Genomic DNA, 17,183 nt, shown 5'->3' on the forward strand with positions numbered 1-17,183 from the left:
GCCACCTCCTACGAAGCAGCGGTCTCGCTCGCGTCATTCCTACTCTGGGCAAGATCCGTTTGAAGACGGACCCTAGCGGGGGACAACGGCGTCCCCCTGCCGGCCATCAGCGGGACCGTGGGTTCCGACGTCCACCTGACGCTTGCGCCGGACAAGCGCACCGTGGTCTGGGCCACCGAAGAGACGACCGGTTGTTGGTCCGTCACCCATGTCTCGCCGGCCACCGTTATCGCTCGCGTGCCCAGGCACGCGGTAGAGGGCGCGTGCCTCCTTGAGATGCGTCAGCTGGTGCGCGCTGCGCTGCCGGCCGATCCTGCGGCGGCAAGCGTTCGCATCGGGCAGCTCCTCGACGAGCGCGACACCGAGCAGCGTGTGCTCCGCGATGTCCTGCAGCAGGTTCAGGAAGGCAATGCCGAGTCGCCGAAGAGCTGCATGGCAGGCTGAAGGACCGAGATGGATGGCCTCGCTCAGAGCCGCCCGCCGACAGCATCAGTGGCCCCCATGCCGTCTGCCTCCACACACAGGAAGACCTTTCTCGTGAAGAAGTACACCTATGCCCTCCCGTTGCGCTGGGCCGACGCGGACGCGTACGGGCACGTTAATAACGCACTCTTCCCCCGGTACATGGAGGAGGCGAGGACCCGGATGTTCCAGGAGATGCTGCCCACCGACGAAGCCGGCCGCCGCCAGCACGCATTCGTGGTCAGCCGCTCCATCGTGGACTACCGCGCTCCCCTGTCCTACCGCGAGGAGCCCGTTGACGTGCACGTCAGGGTCGTCACCTGCCGGGGGGCGAGGCTGGAACTTGCCTACGAAATCCGTGACGCGGACCATCTGTATGCCGAAGCCACGACCTTGATGGCCGCGTACAACCTGGAGACCGGCAGGCCGCGGCGGATCTCTCAAGCCGAGCTGGACTTCCTCGCTCGCTACACCGAGTCCTGAACTGCTGCGCTGTCTCTGCATGCATGCAGGCCCCGGCTGACGACGTCCAGCCGGGGCCCATGCGTCTCTGGCCGCATCCGTCACTGCCGGGAGAGGCGGTTGAGCACGTTGAGAAGCGGGAGCACGTGGCAGGGCTACGTCAGCGAAGCAGCTCGTCGCCGGAATCCTGTGACGGAAGGAACTTCGCGGCTTTTCGGGCCAGGACGGCAGTGAAGTATTCACGTGCGTCGGGACGCAGTCGTGCGAGGGCGACCATGCCAGTGATGACAGCGTCGACCACCTCGTCTTGGACGTCTGTCCACGTGTGGCTGTGCCCTTTTCTCGGATTGGTGCCCCGGGCTCCGATGACGGCCTGCGCAGCCTCGCCAACCTCTTCCGCGAGCTTGAGCACTTGCAGGGTCCATTGCTCCTCTGGCGCGAGTCCGTTCTCGGCATCGAGACGGCTGAACGTGTCGGCCAGACGCTGGATCGTGTCCCAGTCGTCGGTCAGAGCGCCGAACCTGTGCTGACCGCGGGATTGCGGAGGTAGTGCGGTTCTGCGCATCAGTGCTGGATCGCTGACGAATCCGAGCCCCTCGTACAGAGACCTGGATTCGTCACTGGCGTGCAGTTCGAAAAGGGTGATGTCTTCCTGCTCCAGGTCGTTGAGGAGCGCGGTGAGGGCGGCTTTGGCGTAGCCGCGACGTCGGTACCCGGGCCGGGTGGCCACGGCTTGGATGCGTGCGGCCAGTCCCTTGGGATACCGGGGTGCGGGCAGTACGGGGCTGACGACTGCCAGGGCGCAGGTGACGAGTCCTCCCTCGGGTGCTTCGACGACGTAGGCCCGGGCATCGCCGTGAGCCTGGAGGCGTTCGATCAGTTGGTCTCGGCACAGGGCCAGCCAGTCAGGGGTGAGCGGCTGGGAGAGGATCAGCTCGGACCGCAGGCAGGTGATGCCTTCGGCATCGGCGGGCGTGGCACGGCGGGGAGTGGTCACGGGATCGGTCCTGTTGATTCGGCGATGGGTGAGGCGGTAGGGGGTTCACCGGGCGAGGCCCGCCTCAGTCAGGGCTGGGATGACGCGGAGGCGGTCGTGTGCGGGTCGGTGATGGGCGAGAAGCGGGCGGGGGCGTGGTCGATGGGGAGGTCCGGGCGCCAGGTTGTGAGGATCTGGGCGCTGCATTCGAATAGGTCCGGCGGCAGGGCATCCAGCGGCCACCAGCGCCAGTCTCCGACACTCTCGCCAGGCTGGTCGGCCGGCTCGCCCTGCCAGTGGGTGACGAGCGCGCCGAAGGTGATGCGGACGACGTCGCCAACCTGGTCGAGGAACATGCCGAGAAGACGGACGTCGGCCGGGTCGGCGCACAGACCGGTCTCCTCGGCGAGTTCGCGCACGACTGCCTCTTGCAGTGACTCGCCCGGCTCCACGGTCCCGCCGGGCAGCTCCCGTGTGCCCAGCCGGTGTCGGCCAAGGAGGAGGCCCTGGGGTCCGAGCAGCACTGCCCCGACGCCGACGGCCGCGTGGGCGACGGGTGGCTTCGCGGTGCGGGGACGGGCGGTGATCCGGGCCGGCCGGTGGACCTGGAACAGTCGGTAGGAGGCGTGGTTGTTCTTCTCCGGTGCGTCGAGGACGGTGATGCCCCGCACGCGGAACCCGTAGTGCACGAGCAGCTCTTCCCACAACTCGGGTGTGAGCACCCACATGTGCACGGTGAGATCGTCGCCGCCGGCCAGGCGCAGGATCTCCGGGCGTGGGGTGACGGTCGAGGCGGGGCCATCGCCGGCGGAGTTGGTGTGCAGCACGGTGAAGCACAGCCGTCCGCCCGGTTTGACGGCGGTGGCCAGGGCGGGCAGGAGCCGGTGCGGGTCGAGGAAGTGGAAGGTGCTGAGGGAGTAGATCACGTCGTACGGGGCTGTCGCGCCCAGGTACTCGACAGCGTCGGCGTGCACCAGCCGCAGGTCCGGTACATCGAGGTAGCGGGCACGCGCTCGCTCGATCTGGCTGAGGGAAGCATCGACGCCGTCCACCTGCGCTCCGTAGGTGCGGGCCAGGTGGGCGGCGTGCCGACCAGGGCCGCAGCCGATGTCCAGGACCCGCAGGCCCTCGACGTCCCCGAGGAGGGCGTCCCCGGGCCCGTTCGCTGCAGGGCCCCAGCTGATCCGTTCCACTTCCGGCAGGGGAGTGGCGCGCTCCAGGTGGTGCTTTCCATAGGTGTCCCAGGCGAGGCGGGTCTGATGCTCGATGTCCAACACGTCGACCTCCGTGCTCAGTTCAGGGGCGGAGTGCATAGCAGCGCAGCACGTCGAGATCGGCGGTGCGTACTACGGACCAGCCCGCGGTGAGGATTTCGGCCTCGGCGGGTGTGATCCCGAGGTGCCTGTACGGATCGTCCTCCTCGCGGCGGCCGGCGAGTTCGGTGACGACCCAGAAGGTCCCGCCGGGCGCCAGGACCTGTCGGACGCGGTCGAGGAAGGCCGCCTTGTCGTCGATCCACCGGTAGACCAGGCGGCAGGTGACGATCGCATACGCGGCATCCGGCAGGGCGCTGAGGTCGTCGGAGACGAAGTCCATCAGATGCCAGGCTGGCCCGTCGCCCCGCTGGGTGTTGCGGGCCGCGGCGATGGCGCTGGGCGCGAAGTCGATGCCGATGGTGCGGTAACCGAGCTGGGGAAGGTGGCGGGCGAGTGAACCCTCGCCGGTGCCGATGTCGAGTGCCGGGCGTCCGTGGCCCGGTCCGACATGGTCGGCCAGCATCGCTGCCTCGGTGCTGGTGACCTCGCGATACCGGCGTCCGCCGGCCCAGAGCGGCTCCCAGTAGTCGGCGGTGGCCGGCACGGTCGCCACTCGGCCGCTTTGCGAGCGGGCAGGACAGCAGGGCTCATGGTCTTGGACGTCGGCAAGGGCTGCAGGCGCTGCTTCGCCGGGAATGACGGGCCAGTCGATCTTGATCCGCGTGTGTTTCTTATGGAACACGTGCAGGCCGTCGGTATAGGCGCCGGTCGGTCCGGTGGCGTCCTTGGGCTGGACCGTGATGTGCGGGCAGGGTGCGGCGCGGTGGTTGCGCTGCCAGTGCCGGACGTGCTCGGCCATTTCTGTGGCCGCCAGGTGACCGGCCGGTCCGTAGCCGTGGATGACGAACTCGTAGGCGCCGTTGCCGTTTTCGCTGTCTCCGATCCGCTCGTGTGCCAGACGGGCGAGTGACCTCCCACGCACCATGGCCGCGCCGGGCCAGTGCGGGGGTGGGGGACTGACGAGGCCGGTGTCGTGGTCCGGGTCGACGGACAGGCGGCAGAAGCCGGGGAGAGCCCCGGCCAGATAGAGGGTGAGGGAGTCGAAGGGTTCCTCACCCCCGACGGTGACGTGCGTACGGACCGTTGAGGGCGCCATACCGAAGGCCGGGGCCAGCTGGTCGACGGGCATGGGCGTTCCGTCCTCGAAGGCAAGGCGGATGCCGCAGCCTGGGATGGTGCGTAGATTCGGTTCCCATGCGCCGGCGCCTTGCATGGGGACGAAGCCGCACACGGTGAGTGGCTCCTCACTGATGAGTGCACCGTCGTGTTTCGTGAACCCAATGGACCAAACGTACTGGTGGAGGCGTAGCGGGGCGACGAGGCGTCCGCCCTCCGCGACCATGGTGATCCACGGCAGATCCCAGGTGTCGACCGTGACGATCACCGCGTCGAATCCGCCTTCGGGGACGACATCGGCGGGCAGATACTCGGCGTCCGCGGTGAGGACACGGACACGGTCGTATCCGGCGGCGGCGAATCGACCCTTGCGGCCCCAGGGTCAGAGGTCGGAGCGGCGGTGGCCAAAACGCCGAGCATGCTGCTGCTGCGGCGCCGGGGACGGGCGCGGTCTCGTCGAAGCGTGTGAGCAGAGCGCCGGATCCAGGGAACGGCGGTCGACCGCGGTCATCAGGAGAAGCGGGCGATCGCTTGCTCGGTGTGGGTCTGCAACAAGGTGCCGGCCCTTGCGAGGTCCTCGGGAGTGTCGACCGCCAACCCATCGTCCGCGACGCCGAGCATCCGTACGTCGTGGCCATGCTCGATGAAGCGCAGCATCTCCACGCCTTCGGCACGTTCCAGCGGCCCCTGAGGGAGACGCCGGAACGTGTCGAGGGCCGTTCGGGTGAAGCCGTAGAGACCGAGCTGACGCAGGTACCTCGGCCGGTCACCGCGCGGGTAGGGGATCGGCTGCCGGGAGAACATGAGGGCGTTGTGCTCGGCGTCGACGACGACCTTGACGACGTTGTGGTCCAGGACGGCACCGGCGTCGTCCAGCTCCGTGTATGCGTTCACTGCCAGGGCTCTGGGTGCCAGGTGCTCCATGGCTCGGGAGACAGCGTCAATCGCGGTGGGGGAGATGAACGGCTCGTCCCCCTGGACGTTGATGTAGGCGTCTGCGGGCAGGCGTTCTGCGCACTCCGCGACGCGGTCCGTGCCGGTGAGGTGTTCTCCGGTCCGCATGCACTCGATGCCCAGGCGGTGGCACACCTCCTCGATGCGCTCGTCATCGGTGGCGACCACCACCCCGTCGAGGCGCTCTGCCTCCAGGCAGCGCTGGTGGACGTGCCACAGCAGCGGCTTGTCCCCGAGCTGCGCAAGGGGCTTTCCTGGAAATCGGGAGGCTCCCCAGCGGCACGGGATGACCGCTATGTGGTGGCGGCGCGCGGTGCTCGGCGGTGCGGCGGTGGTGACTGCCACGGCGTACTCCCGTCGGTGAGTGTCAGGAATGGGTGGGGCGGGGGAGGAGGGCCAGCTTGGCGCGGACGGTCGGCGAGGCAGAGTCCTCGAAGGACCGCCACTCGTATCCGCTGACCTCTTCGGTTTGAAGCGTCACGGCGTGTTCGGCCCGGAGGAGGAAGGCCCAGCGGAAGTCGACGTGCTGGTGTGCCGGCTCGCCCTTCGCGGGGTTGGCGGCGATGTCGTGTACGTCGATGTCCAGCGGCACGGTCTCAAAGCCGGGGAGGGGGACGACGGCATCGCGAGGAATGCCGACTTCCTCGCCCAGTTCACGAAGGGCGGCACCGGGAAGGTCTTTGTCCCTTGGCTCGTTGTGGCCACCGGGCGCGAGAGCCTTGCCCGTGGCGTTGTGCTGAATGTGGAGCACCCGGTCGCTGCTGTCGATGACGATGGCGCTGCACGTGATGTGCGTGAAAAAGGTCTTGCGGCTGGTCGGATCGTCCCCGCCGGTAAGGGCGACGAAGAGCGCAGCCAGGGCGTCCCGCTCGGACGGGTGGCGGGTGAGGTACCCCTCAACGGTGGCACGGATGTGGTCGGGGGAAGGCGGCATGGAATCACCTGTCGAAGTAGTCGAACCAGATCCTGGCGATGGCCTGGCGGTCGGGTGCGGCCATTTCGTGGAGACCGGACTGGAAGCGGCCGTGGCTGAGGGCCGCGGTGGCGGCGAGTATCTCGGCCTGAACGAGATGGATGTATGAGCCGACGGCGGCGCCGTGCACGAAGTTGACGGCGCCGCCGTCAGCGAGGACGTAGAAGTAGTGGCCCGTGATCTCGTAGCGCGTCAGATGCTCGCTGACCGGGGTGCGCTTGTAGAGGCCATGGAGGCTGCCGAGTTCAAGTTCGTCCTCTGAGGACGTTACCGAGGCGAGGTACGCCCCGTTGCGCAGGGCGGAGAAATCGCCCTGGCGGAGGGCGAGGTTGCCGGTGGCACACAGGACGAGTTCCGCCTCCCGCAGCGCCTCGGCCGTCGACGCGCTCGTACGGAAGCCTTGGGAATGCGCCTGCACTCTCTTGACTGGATCGGTGTCGTGGACGGTGACGCGTAGGTCTTGGGCGCGCAGCGTCTGAGCGATGGCCCGGCCGACCTTGCCGAACCCGATGACGCAGGCATTTCGGCTGGTCAGAATGTCGCCGCGGGCGCGTACGAGGGCGTCGGTCGAGAAGACGATGGACCGGCCCACTAGGTGGTCCTCGCAGTCCTTCAGCGGGGAGCGGGCCACCGAGACGACCGGGCAGGGCAGGCGGTCGAGTGCCGCGTACCGCTGGTGTCCGTTCTCGGTGTCCTCGACGACGCCGAGGACACGGCCGGAGAACTTCTCTACCAGGGTGTCGAGGCACGGCGCGAAGTAGCCGCCGATGTCTATCAGGATGACGTTCCGGCCGCCTGCTGTGTCCTCCAGGTACTCCAACGCCCAGGTCGAGTCGGCAAACAGTTCTCGGTTCAGGTCATGGATGGTGAAGGCACGTCGGACCTTCTCCAGCGTCGGCTGGTCGACGGACCTGGGCTTGGGTAGTACAGCACCGACCGTGGACGTCGCGGCCATTGCGCGGAGGAACGCCGGCCGCTCGGAGAGCAGGTGCGTGATGATCAGCGTGGTGACGTGCTCGCCAGCGGGGAACCGTGTTGTGATCTGCCGGAAAAAGGCTTCCAGTCGCGCCCTTTCAGGACTCTCCACTGCAACTCCTCCTGGTGTCCCGCTGGTTATGCCGCGCGGCCGTACGCGGCGGTCTCGGCGGCCAGCGCCTGCATGTGGGCTCGCATGCCGTTGTGAAGGTCGACCTGGGGCTGCCAGCCCAAGACCTCATGGGCGCGGCCGGGGTCGGCGCGGGTGGTGAGGACGTCGCCGCTGCGGGGGTTTTCCTGGTGAACCTGGATCTCGCGACCGGAGAGGCTGTTCGCAATGTTGATCACTTCCAGCAGGGAGGCGCTCGAACCACCCCCGACGTTGATCACTCCGCTGGCGGTCGGGATCGTGGCCGCGGCGATGGTGGCGGCGACTGCGTCGTCGATGTACGTGAAGTCCCTGCGCTGGTGACCGTCTCCGTACAGACGTAGTGACTGGCCGGTCAGGGCGGCCGTGAGGGCGCGGTGCGTGAACATGTCGGGGCGCTGCCGGGGGCCGTAAACGGTGAAGTACCGCAGAGCGACGACGCTGGTGGGGCAATGGGCCTGGGCGGAGTGCGCGAGGCAGAGCTGCTCCTCGGCGAGTTTCGTGACCGCGTACGGGGATGCCGGCTGTGGCCGGTCGGTTTCTACGCTCGGACCGCCCTCGGTGGGGCCGTAGACGCTGGAGGACGAGGCCACCACCAGCCGGGGAACACCCATACGGGTGACGGCGTCCATGACGCGGTGGGTGGCGAGGACGTTGGAGGCGACGTACTCGCTGAACTTCGGCCCCCAGGAGGGGCGTACCCCGGGGATGCCGGCCAGGTGAAAGACGGCGTTCGCGTCCACGAGTAGCGGCTCGATCGCGCAGTTGAGGAGGTCAGCGGTGACGTGCATGTACCCCGGGAGCCTCTGCAGGGCGGCCAGGTTGGCTGCGGCCGTGGGGTCGGTGGCAGGGTCACGACGGTCGACGCCGACGACGACGGCGCCGGCCTGGACGAGGGCCTGCGCGAGGTGGGAGCCGATAAAGCCGGCGTCGCCGGTCACCACAGCCCGGCGGGGCACGGTGGTGGTCATGTGGGATGCGTGCTGTGACACGGAGTTCTCCAGGAATCCGAGGAGGGTTGTAGTTCAGGCGAGCCGGGCGAGAACGGTGCGGCCGTGGCTGCTGAGGGCGAGATCGTCCTGCTCGTGTCCGCGGACCAGGGCGGTGACGGCCTCGATCGCACCGAAGGACTCCAGCAGTCGCTGTTCGGTGTCGTTCAGCGGCGTTCCGTATCCGGCGAAGAAAGCCGTGCGGAGGTGGGGAGCGGCCTGCCAGCGGCGGAATTCGAGCCGGGCGAAGTCGCGGATGCGGGCGTCCCGGCGCATGTGCTCGAAGTCGCACATTCCGAAGGCGTCCCCAAGGAGCCAGTTCCGCGGCTGGTAGTCGAGGTGGCACACCGCGCTGTCCATGAGCGTGTTCGCCAGGACGTCCGCGCTGTGGCTCATGCGGTCGCGTTCGGCCGTGGAGATGAGGCCGGCCCGGTCTGCACGGACGATCCAGTCGCGTAGCCGCTGGGCGAGTTCCGTGCCGACGGCGCCGGTACGCGGTACCGAGGTGGCGTGGTGGAGCTTGCCCAGGACGCGCCCGGCCTCGTAGTGAGCCTGTTCCTCCTCCGGCGACCCGGGGGCGACCGCATCCGCCCGTACGCCGCGCACCGCGGTGAGCAGCAGGGTGCATGTTCTGTCCTGTCGGCCCACCACTCGGGGGACGTGCCCGATCAGGTGAGCTCCCCAGGCGAGATAGGCATGGAGTTCTCGGATGTATCGGTCGCGTTCGCTGTGCTGCTTGGCGAAGAACTCATTGCCGTCGGCGTCGACAAGACGCAGGACTCGGGGCGGGAGAGTCGGATCGTGCACGATCCGGACCGCTCCCAGCGCGCCGCGTGCCAGGCTCAGCCGCGGATCATCGGACAGCGTGATCACGCGACAGCCTCCTGCGATAAGGCGGCCAGGTGCTCGGTGTCGTTGTGGCAGTCGAGCATCCACCGTCTCTGCCCAAGCCGGTTGAGGTGGTGTTGCCACCGGGTGATGGACCCGTGAGAGACCGTGAACCCGGCCGGAGATCCGAGCAGGATTCCCAGGAGCAGGGTGTGGGCGACGATCACGGTCTCGCCGTGCGCGGCGAACAGGATGCGCTCACCCTCGTGATGGTCGATGAGCTCCCGTAGGAGGCCGCCTGCCCGCTCCAGGTAGCCGTTCCACGTGTCGGATCCAGCAGCCCAGGGCGTGTCCGGGTGGGCGTGCGGCCCGCCATCGGCGGCGGTTTTCACCTCGGCCCAGGGTCTGCCGTCGGCGGCACCGTGGACCGGACCGTCGAGGCGGTCGTCGGTGGACATGGGGAGGTTGAGGGCCTGGCTGATGATCTCGCCGGTCTGGCGCAGGCGGAGGCGCGGGCCGGCGTACAGGGCGTCGAACGGCTTGTCGCGGTGCTCGGTGGCGAGGCGAAGCGCGACCCGTTCGGTCTGGGCGTATCCGCGGTTGGTAAGCCCGGTGCAGGTGCGCGGGCCGCCTACCAGGCCGTCGACGTTGCACTGGGCTTCGCCGTGGCGGACGAAGACGAGTTCGGTGGTGATCATGCGGATCCTCGGGGGCAGGGTCGGGGCGACCAGCTGTAGCGGTAGCCGTTGCGCCCGGCGTACGGAGCGGTCAGCACGGCGTGCAGGGCGAGGAAGTCGTCGAGCCGCTCGCGATCCGTGATGCCAAGCTGGGGGTCGTGGCGTACGGCGGCCTCGTTGTAGGCGCGCAGGGCCGAGTCAATGGCTGGAGCCGGCAAAGGCCCGTACGTCAGGACCAGCGTCGCGATCAGCTTGGCCAGGTCGTAACCCATCGGCGCAAGCGTCAGATCGTCGGTGTCGACCGTGTAGATCTCTCCGGCCTCGGTGAGGATGAAGTTGCGCGGGTTGCTGTCCTTGTAGAAGGCGGTCGGCCCCTCGGCGGTCTTCTCCAGCAGCGTCAGCATTGCGTGGAGGGCGGCGCGGTCCGGCAGGTACCCCTGTTCCAGCCTTCTTCGCAGGGCAGCCTGCCGGGGACCGATGTAGTCGCCGAACGCGATGCCGTCACGGAAACGGTGGGGCCTGTTGAGCGCGGCCGGCCGGAGGTCGGTGGTCCAGGCGGCCCCGTGGACATCGCCCAGCAACCCAGCCAGGGCCGGCAGGTCCTCGGTCCGGGCAGGACGGCCGTCGATCCACTCGTATGTCAGGCTCGTCGGCCCCACCACCGTCAGCGCCGGAAGCCGCAGCGGCGGTGCGTGCTCGACGAGCCAGGCGTGATGGCGGGCTGCCGAGGCCACCCGGCCGGGGGTCTCGTAGTGCTTGGTGAACTGGCGAACGCTCACGACCGTCCTCCCCCTGACTGGGCCACCACGAAGGTGACGAGGGACTTGGTGGTGAGGGGTCGGTCCGGCAGGAACTCATGCAGTGTTGCCGCGAGCGCACCAGGATTGCCGTAAAGGCCCGGGGCGAGGTCGTACTTCGGGTTGGTGGCCAGGTACTCCGCCACGTGGTCGTGTCCGTCGAAGGTGAAGTGGTGCTCCTCGTGCTCCACAGCGAGTACGTCGAGCGACACGGCGGCCAGGTGGGCGAGGTTGTCGCTGTGCGCCGAGATGTACAGGCTCTCGTGCTGCTCGGCCCGCGGGTCGAGGCCGGCGGCAGCGACCAGCTGGTCCATCTCCCGGTAGCTGTCGAGTCCCTTCGTGACGAGCACGGCCAGCCCTCCCGGAGCCAGCACCCGCTTCATCTCCGCGACCACCGTCTGAGGCTGCAGTGAGTGGTAAAGGCAGAAGGCTGCGACAGCGACGTCGAATGACTGGGCAGGAAGCGGCAGTTGGTGGAAGTTGCCCATGAGGAAGCTGACTGGGACGTCGGGGAGCCGTTGAGCGCGGTGTAGGGCCTGTTCGATCAAGGCCGGAGCCGCGTCGAGACCGAGTACCCGCTGCGGCCGGAGTTGCTGGGCCAGGGCCAGACTGCTTGTACCGCGACCACAGCCGACGTCCAAGACCAGGCCGAGCTTGTCTGCCCGCTCGTGGTGGGCGCGCACCAGGCGCACGATCGTGTCTGGTACCGGGTGTCCGGAGGTTTTCGCCCGCATCAGGGCATTTGACCGGCCGGCCAGCCGCGAGGCGTGCCCATACAGCTCCGCTTGCCGCGCGGGGTCCAGGAAGGGGTTGGCGCCGCTCATGCCGCACCCTCCCCTCGGGGGCGCGGAGCGCTCAGCGGTGCTCGGCGGCGACCTTGCGCAGCCAGCGGTGCGTCTGTCGCCGGTTGCGCAGCAGCACCACCTCGGCACGGCCCGAGGCGAATTCCTCGATCTTGGCCATGACGCGCGGGCGCATCTTGCGGCGGTACGTCGCCACGTACTTGATCACGCCCCAGTGGATGCGGTTGTGCACCCCGTTGCCCTTGTGCCCTGCCCCGTGCCGGATCTGGCGGGAGAAGATCCCGTACAGCGCGGCCACGGTCGAGACGTCCATGAGGACCACTGTGTCGCAGGCTTCGAGCCGGATCTGCAAGGTGGAGTTGTAGTTGCCGTCGATCACCCACTTCGGTTGCGCGACCAGGTCCCGCTGCAGGGCGGCGAACTTCTCCATGGGCAGCGCGTTCCACGCGTCGTCGTAGAACGCGGCGTCCAGGTGCGTGACCGGGGCGTCGAGGATCCTGCCCAGCTCGCGTGCCAGGTAGGACTTGCCGCTGCCTCCGCAGCCGACGATGGCGACCTTCTTCATGGTGCTCCAGCGTAGAGGCGCTCGGGTGCCCGGTCGGGCCGGCCGGTCGGACACGTTCGGATGATCGAGGTGCCATGGCCTGGGAAGCCAGCTGCATCACGCCGCTCCCCGTTCCATATCTACGGGGCTGGCGGCCGTGTCCAGGACGGCTTCCAACGCGTCTACCTGCCGACTCAGGCGGAACAGGTCCAGGCGGTCCAGGCAGGCCGCGATCAGGTCCGCGTGCTGCTGGGTGCCGGCGATCCGCTGGAGGTGGGCGAGCCGCTCGATCACCTCGCTGCCGGAGCTGACGATCAGATCCTTGGGCACGAAGCGGTCCGCGTGCAGGATGTCGGCAGGGGCGAGCGGCAGGCAGCCGGCGAGGACGGCCTCGAAGATCCGCTGCGTCATCTGCCCGACGACGGCGTACCGCTCCGGCAGCATCAGCACGGTTGCCAGAGACCTGCCATACACCGCGTGGACCGCCTCGAAGGGGAGCCTGCCGAGGAACCGGACGTGCGGCCAGCGATCGGTCTTGGTCCACTTGCCCCCGACCAGGTGATCGAAGCGTGCTGCGGCCGGCGCGAAGAAGCGGTCAAAATGCTGGTCGCGGTCGTACTGGTTGCCGACGTACCCGAGGACGAGATCCCTGGGCTTCTTGGCGAGCACGATCGGATCCGCCTCATCGAGGAGACGGTCGTCGACCGGGAAGAGCAGGCGGTGGGCGTTCGCCGTAGGTTCGAGAGCGGCCTCGCACACAGTGGTTTGGCGGATACGCCGCCACACGCTGTCCGGCCGGAGCTGGCGGTCCTTATCCCAGATCACGGTCGGGGTGCCGAGCCGAACTGTGTACCAGGTGACCAGCTCTGTCTGGCGGTGCAGGTCGCAGGTGTGCCCCTCGGTGCCGCACGGGGTGGTGTTGCGCCCGTCGATTGCCCAGCGCCACTCCAGGAACAGGACGTCGATGTCCGGGGTGCCGCTGTGGAAGGCGTAGGCGTTGCCGAGGTCGTCGCCGGCCTCGATCAGGTCGCGGTTGGCCTGTAGGAAGACGATCTCGTGGCCGCGGCCGAGGAGAGCGTCGATCAGGGGCCGGCGGTGGCTGCGGCCCCCGTCTGGGGTGTCGGTGATTCCGTTGCCGAGGAATCCCCAGAAGCTGTATCCGATCTTCACTTTGTGATCCACCGACCTTCCAGCAGCAGGGCGTCCAGTCCGGAGTTGGCCAGGCAGTCCAGCGCCATCTCTGGTGTTCCGCAGATCGGCTTGCCCTTGACGTTGAGGGAGGTGTTGATCAGCACCGGCACCCCAGTACGGCGGGCGAAGGCGCTCAGCACGTCGTGCATGAACGCGTTCTGCGACCGGGTGACGGTCTGGAGGCGGGAGGTGCCGTTGGCGTGCACGATGGCCGGCACGCGCTCGCGCGCCTCGTCGGTTACGCCGGACGCCATCGACATGTACGGCGCCTCTTGGCCGAGGGTGAAGAACTCCGCGGCGCGTTCGGCCAGGACCATGGGAGCGAAGGGGCGGAACGGCTCCCGGAACTTCACGGTGGCGTTCAGACGCTCGACGACCCCGGGCTCCAATGGAGAGGCGAGGATCGAGCGATTCCCAAGGGCGCGGGGGCCGGCTTCGACTCGTCCCTGGAAGAGCCCGACGATCATGCCGTGGGCAAGCTGGTCGGCGAGGAACTCGGCGGAGTCCACGCCTAGCGTCTTCTGCTGGAGCCCGGGCCATGGCGTGAGGTCAAGGGCCTGGTGCTGGTACGACGGGCCGAGATAGCAGGCCCGGGCGACGCCGGACACGGGTCGCCGGCTGCGGCTGCCGGTGTGTGCGGCGATGGCGGCCCCGATCGCGGTGCCGGCGTCGCCCGGGGCGGGCGGGACGAAGACTTCGTCGAAAATTCCGGCCTCGATGATCCGCCCGATGCTCACGCAGTTCGTGGCGACTCCACCGCCGACACACAGGCGGCGCGATCTGGTGATCATCCGGGCCCTGCGGGCCAGATGCAGCATCACCTGCTCGGTGCGCTCCTGGAGGGCGGCGGCCAAATCCCGGTGGACGTCTTGGATCGGCTCGCTCGGGTGGCGCTCGGGGCACGTCTCGTCCATGAAGCGGCGAGAGGTCCTCGGGTAGCCCGAGGTCAGCACGCGCGGTGGGAAGTAGGCGGGGTCGACCGAAAAGCCCGTGGGTGTTGTGCGCAGGGCCCGGGCAAAAAGTGGGCGGAACTGCTCCGGATCGCCGAGGGCGGCGAGCGCCATCACGGTGCCCTCCTCGTCACCACGGCGCCACCCGAGGTGCTCGGTGACCGCGCCGTACACATAGCCCAGGGAGGCAGGGTCGTTTATCGCCTCCAGGGTGCGGGTGGAGGGGTGGAGCGCGTTGTGTCCACGGGCGATGGTGGTGGTCTGCCGCTCGCCGAGGCTGTCCACGATGAGCACGGCGGACTCGTTCCACCCTGAGGCGGCGAAGGCCGTCAGTTGGTGGGCCCGGTGGTGCAGGACGGGGGAGACACGGGAGGAGGGGAACCGCCGGCCGAGGGCGCGGGTGCGCAGCTGGGTCCGCACCGCCACCTTGGCGAAGCCCTGAGCCCTCGGCAGCGCCCGGTCGCGCGTCGTCGGCGACAGAGCCATGCGCAGGGCTGCCGGGGACTCGGCGAGGTAGTGGGCGGGCCGGAAGTTGTAGGCGACGGCGTCGACGTCGCCCCCGGTGAGCCCGGCCTCCCTCAGCAGCCACTCGACGGCGTGGCGGGGGTAGTCCTTGGTGTGCTTGTGCTGAGAGAGGCGCTCCTCCTCCACGAAGCCGATCAGCTCCCCGTCTACCAGCAGGGCAGCGGAGGAGTCGTGCGTGAAGGAGCACAGCCCGAGGATGACCGAGGGCGCGCGGTCCATGGTGGCCATCACCGCGTCCCCGCCGTCGCACGCGCGGTCGAGGCGCCGGCACGGCGGTTCAGCTCGCCGTACCAGGCGATGAGCGCCTCGCCCAGCGGCCCCTCGATCTTGTCGGCGACCCGCCACGCCTGCTCGCGCGCGCCGTCCTTCCACATGCGGTAGCTGCGCAGTGTCTCGGCCATCGTGTCCCAGCCCGGGTGGCCGGTCACGTCCCGGGCCTCGACCTGGTCGAGCAGATCGTCGAAGCCCCGCCACGGTGTGGTGAGGTCCGGCATGACCGCGCTCGCGGTCACCGCGGTCAGCTCTTCTGCTTGGTTGAGATGGTTATCGTAGATGTGCAGCGATCCCACGTGGTGGTGGAACTCGCCCAGCTCGGCGCCGAGCCAGCCCGCGACCAGCTCGTGCAGCACGGTGTAGAAGAACAGGTCGTACGGCATGCCGATCCACACGTCTTGGCCACGCATCGTGGTCGACATGTGCAGGCGGCCGGCGCGCAGATGGAAGCCGAAACCCAGCGTGCAGGGCACGTCCTTGTGGCCGGCGGCGTCCTGGGCCGGGTCGTAGAGCTGGATCAGGGCCCGGCGGGAGTCGGGGTCCTCCTTGAGGGTCTCGACGACGCGGCTCAGCTGATCCACGTTCCCGGCCCACTTCCGCATCCGCGGCCCGTACGCGCCCCGCAGGACACCGTCGTCGGCGTACTTCCGCAGGCGCGCGTTGTAATCGAAGATCCACGGGGCGTCCGAGCCGGAGAGGTGCCACACGGTCTCCGCCACGGCGAACGCGGGGTTGATGACGCGCGTCGGCGGCGCGTACAGCAGGCGGGCCCGGGGCTGGGTCAGCCGCATGTGGACATCTAGCACCTCACGGGTCGCCATGCCGCGAGGGCTGACCCTCTCGCCGCTCTTGGCCAGGGCGACAGCGCCGATGAAGAGTTCGGCGACGCTGTCGGCGGTCAGCTGTGTCATCGGACAGGTACTCCTTCGCCCTGCGGCCGTCCGGACTCGGCGGCGCGGGCATCGTCGTGGTTGATGTAGTGGGGGCGCATGACACGGCCGCCCGAGGGGCGGGTGATGAGGCATGCGACTTGCGCTGCGCTGTCACCGCGCCACCTGCACACCGCGTCCGTCGCCGCCCGGTCGGCAGGCGGGCGCGGCCCGCGCAGTGCGACGAGAGCGTCGGCGATGTCATCGGCGGTGCTGCACCGCAGTGCAAGGCCGTGGTCGGAGAGTCCGAGCGTGCGCTCGCCGGGCGAACCCAGTTCGAGCACCGGCACGCCCACCAGCGCGGCTTCGACGCCGCACGTCGAATAGGCGCTCGCCAGGGCGTCGGCACCGGCGAGGCATCCACGAGCGCCGACGCGGGGATCGGCCACGGCCAGGAGCGGCCGACCGTCCCGTTCGAGCAGGGGGGCGAAGACGTCGACGCTCTGTGCCGGATGCGGCGCGATGACGAGGCCCCAGTCGCTGCCGGCCTGCCACAGACCGTCCAGCAGCAGGTCGGCCTGGGCCTTGAGCCGGTCAGGACCGAAGGGCTGGCAGGCCCACACCGCGATACGGGCAGGACTGCGACGCGGGCCGGGGGCCAGCAGATTTTCCAGATAGCGCCGCTGAGTCTCGCGGCCGACGCCAGCGAGTGCATCGAAGCGGGGCTGGCCCAGGACATGGACTTCGGCGTCAGGGTGGCGCACCCACGCCTTTGCGAGGGGGAGATCCCGCTCGCCCATAACCACGATGTGGCGGCTGTGCAGCGCGGGCCATACGACCGCCTCCGCCGTCCAGGCCCCGTGCTGGACGTGCACTGTGTTCGCCCCATGGAGCTCTGCCACATGTACGGCCAACGCACCCAGTGGGCTCGTGTCGTTGCTGACCAGGACGGTATGAGGCCGGAGGGCGGTAAGGACGCCGTCCAACCATGTCTCCGCCCGCACGACGGATCGCCACGACGGCTGGGTGCACCCGCCGCTTGTCTCCAAAAGAACGGACACGAGGCGGATCAGTCGGGCCAGTTGAACCTCGTGCTCGCCGACTCGAACGACGCGGCCATCGTCCTGCGGCCTCAGCCCGTCCACGCCGCCGCAAAGGTCGAAGAGACCGGTCGGCGGCGGGCACAGGTTCACACCCGCGACGCCCGAAGCCGGGCACCGCTCCGCCGGGTCGGTCGCCAAGTCCACCACGAGGCTGGGGCGCCCGTTCCGGGCTAGCTGTGCTGTTCGGAGAGGTTGGTGACGCGGCTGGCTGGTGGGCGGCCGCTGATGCCGGTGTGGGGTCGGTGGTAGTTG

The 17,183-nt window shown here is 68.9% G+C and carries 18 protein-coding genes; 2 read left to right on the forward strand and 16 right to left on the reverse strand.

Going from position 1 to position 17,183, the window contains the following annotated elements; all coding sequences use genetic code 11:
- Nucleotides 1-117: 117 nt before the first annotated feature.
- Together ABD198_RS28450 and ABD198_RS28455 are read left to right on the forward strand one after the other, a co-directional pair.
- Nucleotides 118-444 carry a hypothetical protein gene (locus tag ABD198_RS28450; RefSeq protein ID WP_344007220.1) on the forward strand — a complete coding sequence of 109 codons (327 nt, stop codon included), beginning with the start codon at nucleotides 118-120 and terminating at the stop codon, nucleotides 442-444.
- A gap of 93 nt (nucleotides 445-537) precedes the next feature.
- Nucleotides 538-945 carry an acyl-CoA thioesterase gene (locus ABD198_RS28455; protein WP_344007223.1) on the forward strand — a complete coding sequence of 136 codons (408 nt, stop codon included), beginning with the start codon at nucleotides 538-540 and terminating at the stop codon, nucleotides 943-945.
- Nucleotides 946-1,084: 139 nt separating this feature from the next.
- On the opposite strand, the gene ABD198_RS28460 is transcribed toward ABD198_RS28455, so the two are convergent.
- The 16 genes from ABD198_RS28460 to ABD198_RS28535 all read right to left on the reverse strand — a co-directional run bounded on the left by ABD198_RS28460 (nucleotide 1,085) and on the right by ABD198_RS28535 (nucleotide 17,069).
- Nucleotides 1,085-1,921: a GNAT family N-acetyltransferase gene (locus tag ABD198_RS28460; protein WP_344007225.1), complete on the reverse strand. Its 837-nt coding sequence runs from the start codon at nucleotides 1,919-1,921 to the stop codon at nucleotides 1,085-1,087.
- A gap of 68 nt (nucleotides 1,922-1,989) precedes the next feature.
- Nucleotides 1,990-3,177 (reverse strand): bifunctional class I SAM-dependent methyltransferase/NUDIX hydrolase, encoded by a 1,188-nt coding sequence (locus ABD198_RS28465; RefSeq protein WP_344007227.1) that lies wholly within the window; start codon nucleotides 3,175-3,177, stop codon nucleotides 1,990-1,992.
- A 19-nt stretch (nucleotides 3,178-3,196) separates the two neighbouring features.
- On the reverse strand, nucleotides 3,197-4,345 hold the full coding sequence (locus ABD198_RS28470) for a class I SAM-dependent methyltransferase (RefSeq protein ID WP_344007229.1): 1,149 nt from the start codon (nucleotides 4,343-4,345) through the stop codon (nucleotides 3,197-3,199).
- Nucleotides 4,346-4,842: 497 nt separating this feature from the next.
- Nucleotides 4,843-5,631 carry a 3-deoxy-manno-octulosonate cytidylyltransferase gene (locus tag ABD198_RS28475; RefSeq protein WP_344007231.1) on the reverse strand — a complete coding sequence of 263 codons (789 nt, stop codon included), beginning with the start codon at nucleotides 5,629-5,631 and terminating at the stop codon, nucleotides 4,843-4,845.
- 22 nt (nucleotides 5,632-5,653) lie between these two features.
- Nucleotides 5,654-6,220, reverse strand: coding sequence for an NUDIX hydrolase (locus tag ABD198_RS28480; protein ID WP_344007233.1), 567 nt, complete (start codon nucleotides 6,218-6,220; stop codon nucleotides 5,654-5,656).
- Between the two features lie 4 nt (nucleotides 6,221-6,224).
- Complete coding sequence (locus tag ABD198_RS28485; protein WP_344007235.1) at nucleotides 6,225-7,346, reverse strand: adenosylhomocysteinase; 1,122 nt, start codon at nucleotides 7,344-7,346, stop codon at nucleotides 6,225-6,227.
- Between the two features lie 26 nt (nucleotides 7,347-7,372).
- A complete protein-coding gene (locus ABD198_RS28490; RefSeq protein ID WP_244189286.1) occupies nucleotides 7,373-8,353 on the reverse strand; it encodes an NAD-dependent epimerase/dehydratase family protein in 981 nt (326 codons plus the stop codon).
- A 54-nt stretch (nucleotides 8,354-8,407) separates the two neighbouring features.
- Nucleotides 8,408-9,244, reverse strand: a complete 837-nt coding sequence (locus ABD198_RS28495; RefSeq protein ID WP_344007240.1) for an aminoglycoside phosphotransferase/kinase family protein — start codon at nucleotides 9,242-9,244, stop codon at nucleotides 8,408-8,410.
- Nucleotides 9,241-9,897, reverse strand: a complete 657-nt coding sequence (locus ABD198_RS28500) for a histidine phosphatase family protein (RefSeq protein ID WP_344007242.1) — start codon at nucleotides 9,895-9,897, stop codon at nucleotides 9,241-9,243. Before ABD198_RS28500 ends, ABD198_RS28495 begins: the two co-directional genes overlap by 4 nt.
- Entirely contained in the window at nucleotides 9,894-10,655 is a 762-nt protein-coding gene (locus ABD198_RS28505; protein ID WP_344007244.1) for a phosphotransferase, read from the reverse strand. The genes ABD198_RS28500 and ABD198_RS28505 overlap by 4 nt, the downstream gene beginning before the upstream one ends.
- The gene (locus ABD198_RS28510) at nucleotides 10,652-11,497 is read right to left on the reverse strand and encodes a class I SAM-dependent methyltransferase (protein WP_344007246.1); all 846 of its coding nucleotides are present in this window, start codon (nucleotides 11,495-11,497) and stop codon (nucleotides 10,652-10,654) included. The genes ABD198_RS28505 and ABD198_RS28510 overlap by 4 nt, the downstream gene beginning before the upstream one ends.
- Nucleotides 11,498-11,528: 31 nt before the next feature.
- On the reverse strand, nucleotides 11,529-12,041 hold the full coding sequence (locus ABD198_RS28515) for a P-loop NTPase family protein (protein ID WP_344007248.1): 513 nt from the start codon (nucleotides 12,039-12,041) through the stop codon (nucleotides 11,529-11,531).
- A gap of 96 nt (nucleotides 12,042-12,137) precedes the next feature.
- On the reverse strand, nucleotides 12,138-13,202 hold the full coding sequence (locus ABD198_RS28520) for a glycosyltransferase family protein (protein ID WP_344007250.1): 1,065 nt from the start codon (nucleotides 13,200-13,202) through the stop codon (nucleotides 12,138-12,140).
- The gene (locus ABD198_RS28525) at nucleotides 13,187-14,905 is read right to left on the reverse strand and encodes a carbamoyltransferase family protein (protein WP_344007257.1); all 1,719 of its coding nucleotides are present in this window, start codon (nucleotides 14,903-14,905) and stop codon (nucleotides 13,187-13,189) included. The genes ABD198_RS28520 and ABD198_RS28525 overlap by 16 nt, the downstream gene beginning before the upstream one ends.
- A gap of 8 nt (nucleotides 14,906-14,913) precedes the next feature.
- A complete protein-coding gene (locus ABD198_RS28530) occupies nucleotides 14,914-15,870 on the reverse strand; it encodes a thymidylate synthase (RefSeq protein WP_344007252.1) in 957 nt (318 codons plus the stop codon).
- A complete protein-coding gene (locus ABD198_RS28535) occupies nucleotides 15,867-17,069 on the reverse strand; it encodes a hypothetical protein (RefSeq protein WP_344007254.1) in 1,203 nt (400 codons plus the stop codon). The genes ABD198_RS28530 and ABD198_RS28535 overlap by 4 nt, the downstream gene beginning before the upstream one ends.
- Nucleotides 17,070-17,183 lie beyond the last annotated feature (114 nt).

Source organism: Streptomyces thermocarboxydovorans (assembly GCF_039524635.1).
Classification (GTDB): Bacteria; Actinomycetota; Actinomycetes; order Streptomycetales; family Streptomycetaceae; genus Streptomyces; species Streptomyces thermocarboxydovorans.

Bases quoted from the DNA above. Each gene is read 5' to 3' on its own strand.
- ABD198_RS28530 (WP_344007252.1), bottom strand. From the start codon at position 15,870: ATGACACAGCTGACCGCCGACAGCGTCGCCGAACTCTTCATCGGCGCT.
- ABD198_RS28510 (WP_344007246.1), bottom strand. From the start codon at position 11,497: ATGAGCGGCGCCAACCCCTTCCTGGACCCCGCGCGGCAAGCGGAGCTG.
- ABD198_RS28480 (WP_344007233.1), bottom strand. From the start codon at position 6,220: ATGCCGCCTTCCCCCGACCACATCCGTGCCACCGTTGAGGGGTACCTC.
- ABD198_RS28470 (WP_344007229.1), bottom strand. From the start codon at position 4,345: ATGCCCGTCGACCAGCTGGCCCCGGCCTTCGGTATGGCGCCCTCAACG.
- ABD198_RS28490 (WP_244189286.1), bottom strand. From the start codon at position 8,353: ATGACCACCACCGTGCCCCGCCGGGCTGTGGTGACCGGCGACGCCGGC.
- ABD198_RS28500 (WP_344007242.1), bottom strand. From the start codon at position 9,897: ATGATCACCACCGAACTCGTCTTCGTCCGCCACGGCGAAGCCCAGTGC.
- ABD198_RS28515 (WP_344007248.1), bottom strand. From the start codon at position 12,041: ATGAAGAAGGTCGCCATCGTCGGCTGCGGAGGCAGCGGCAAGTCCTAC.
- ABD198_RS28525 (WP_344007257.1), bottom strand. From the start codon at position 14,905: ATGGACCGCGCGCCCTCGGTCATCCTCGGGCTGTGCTCCTTCACGCAC.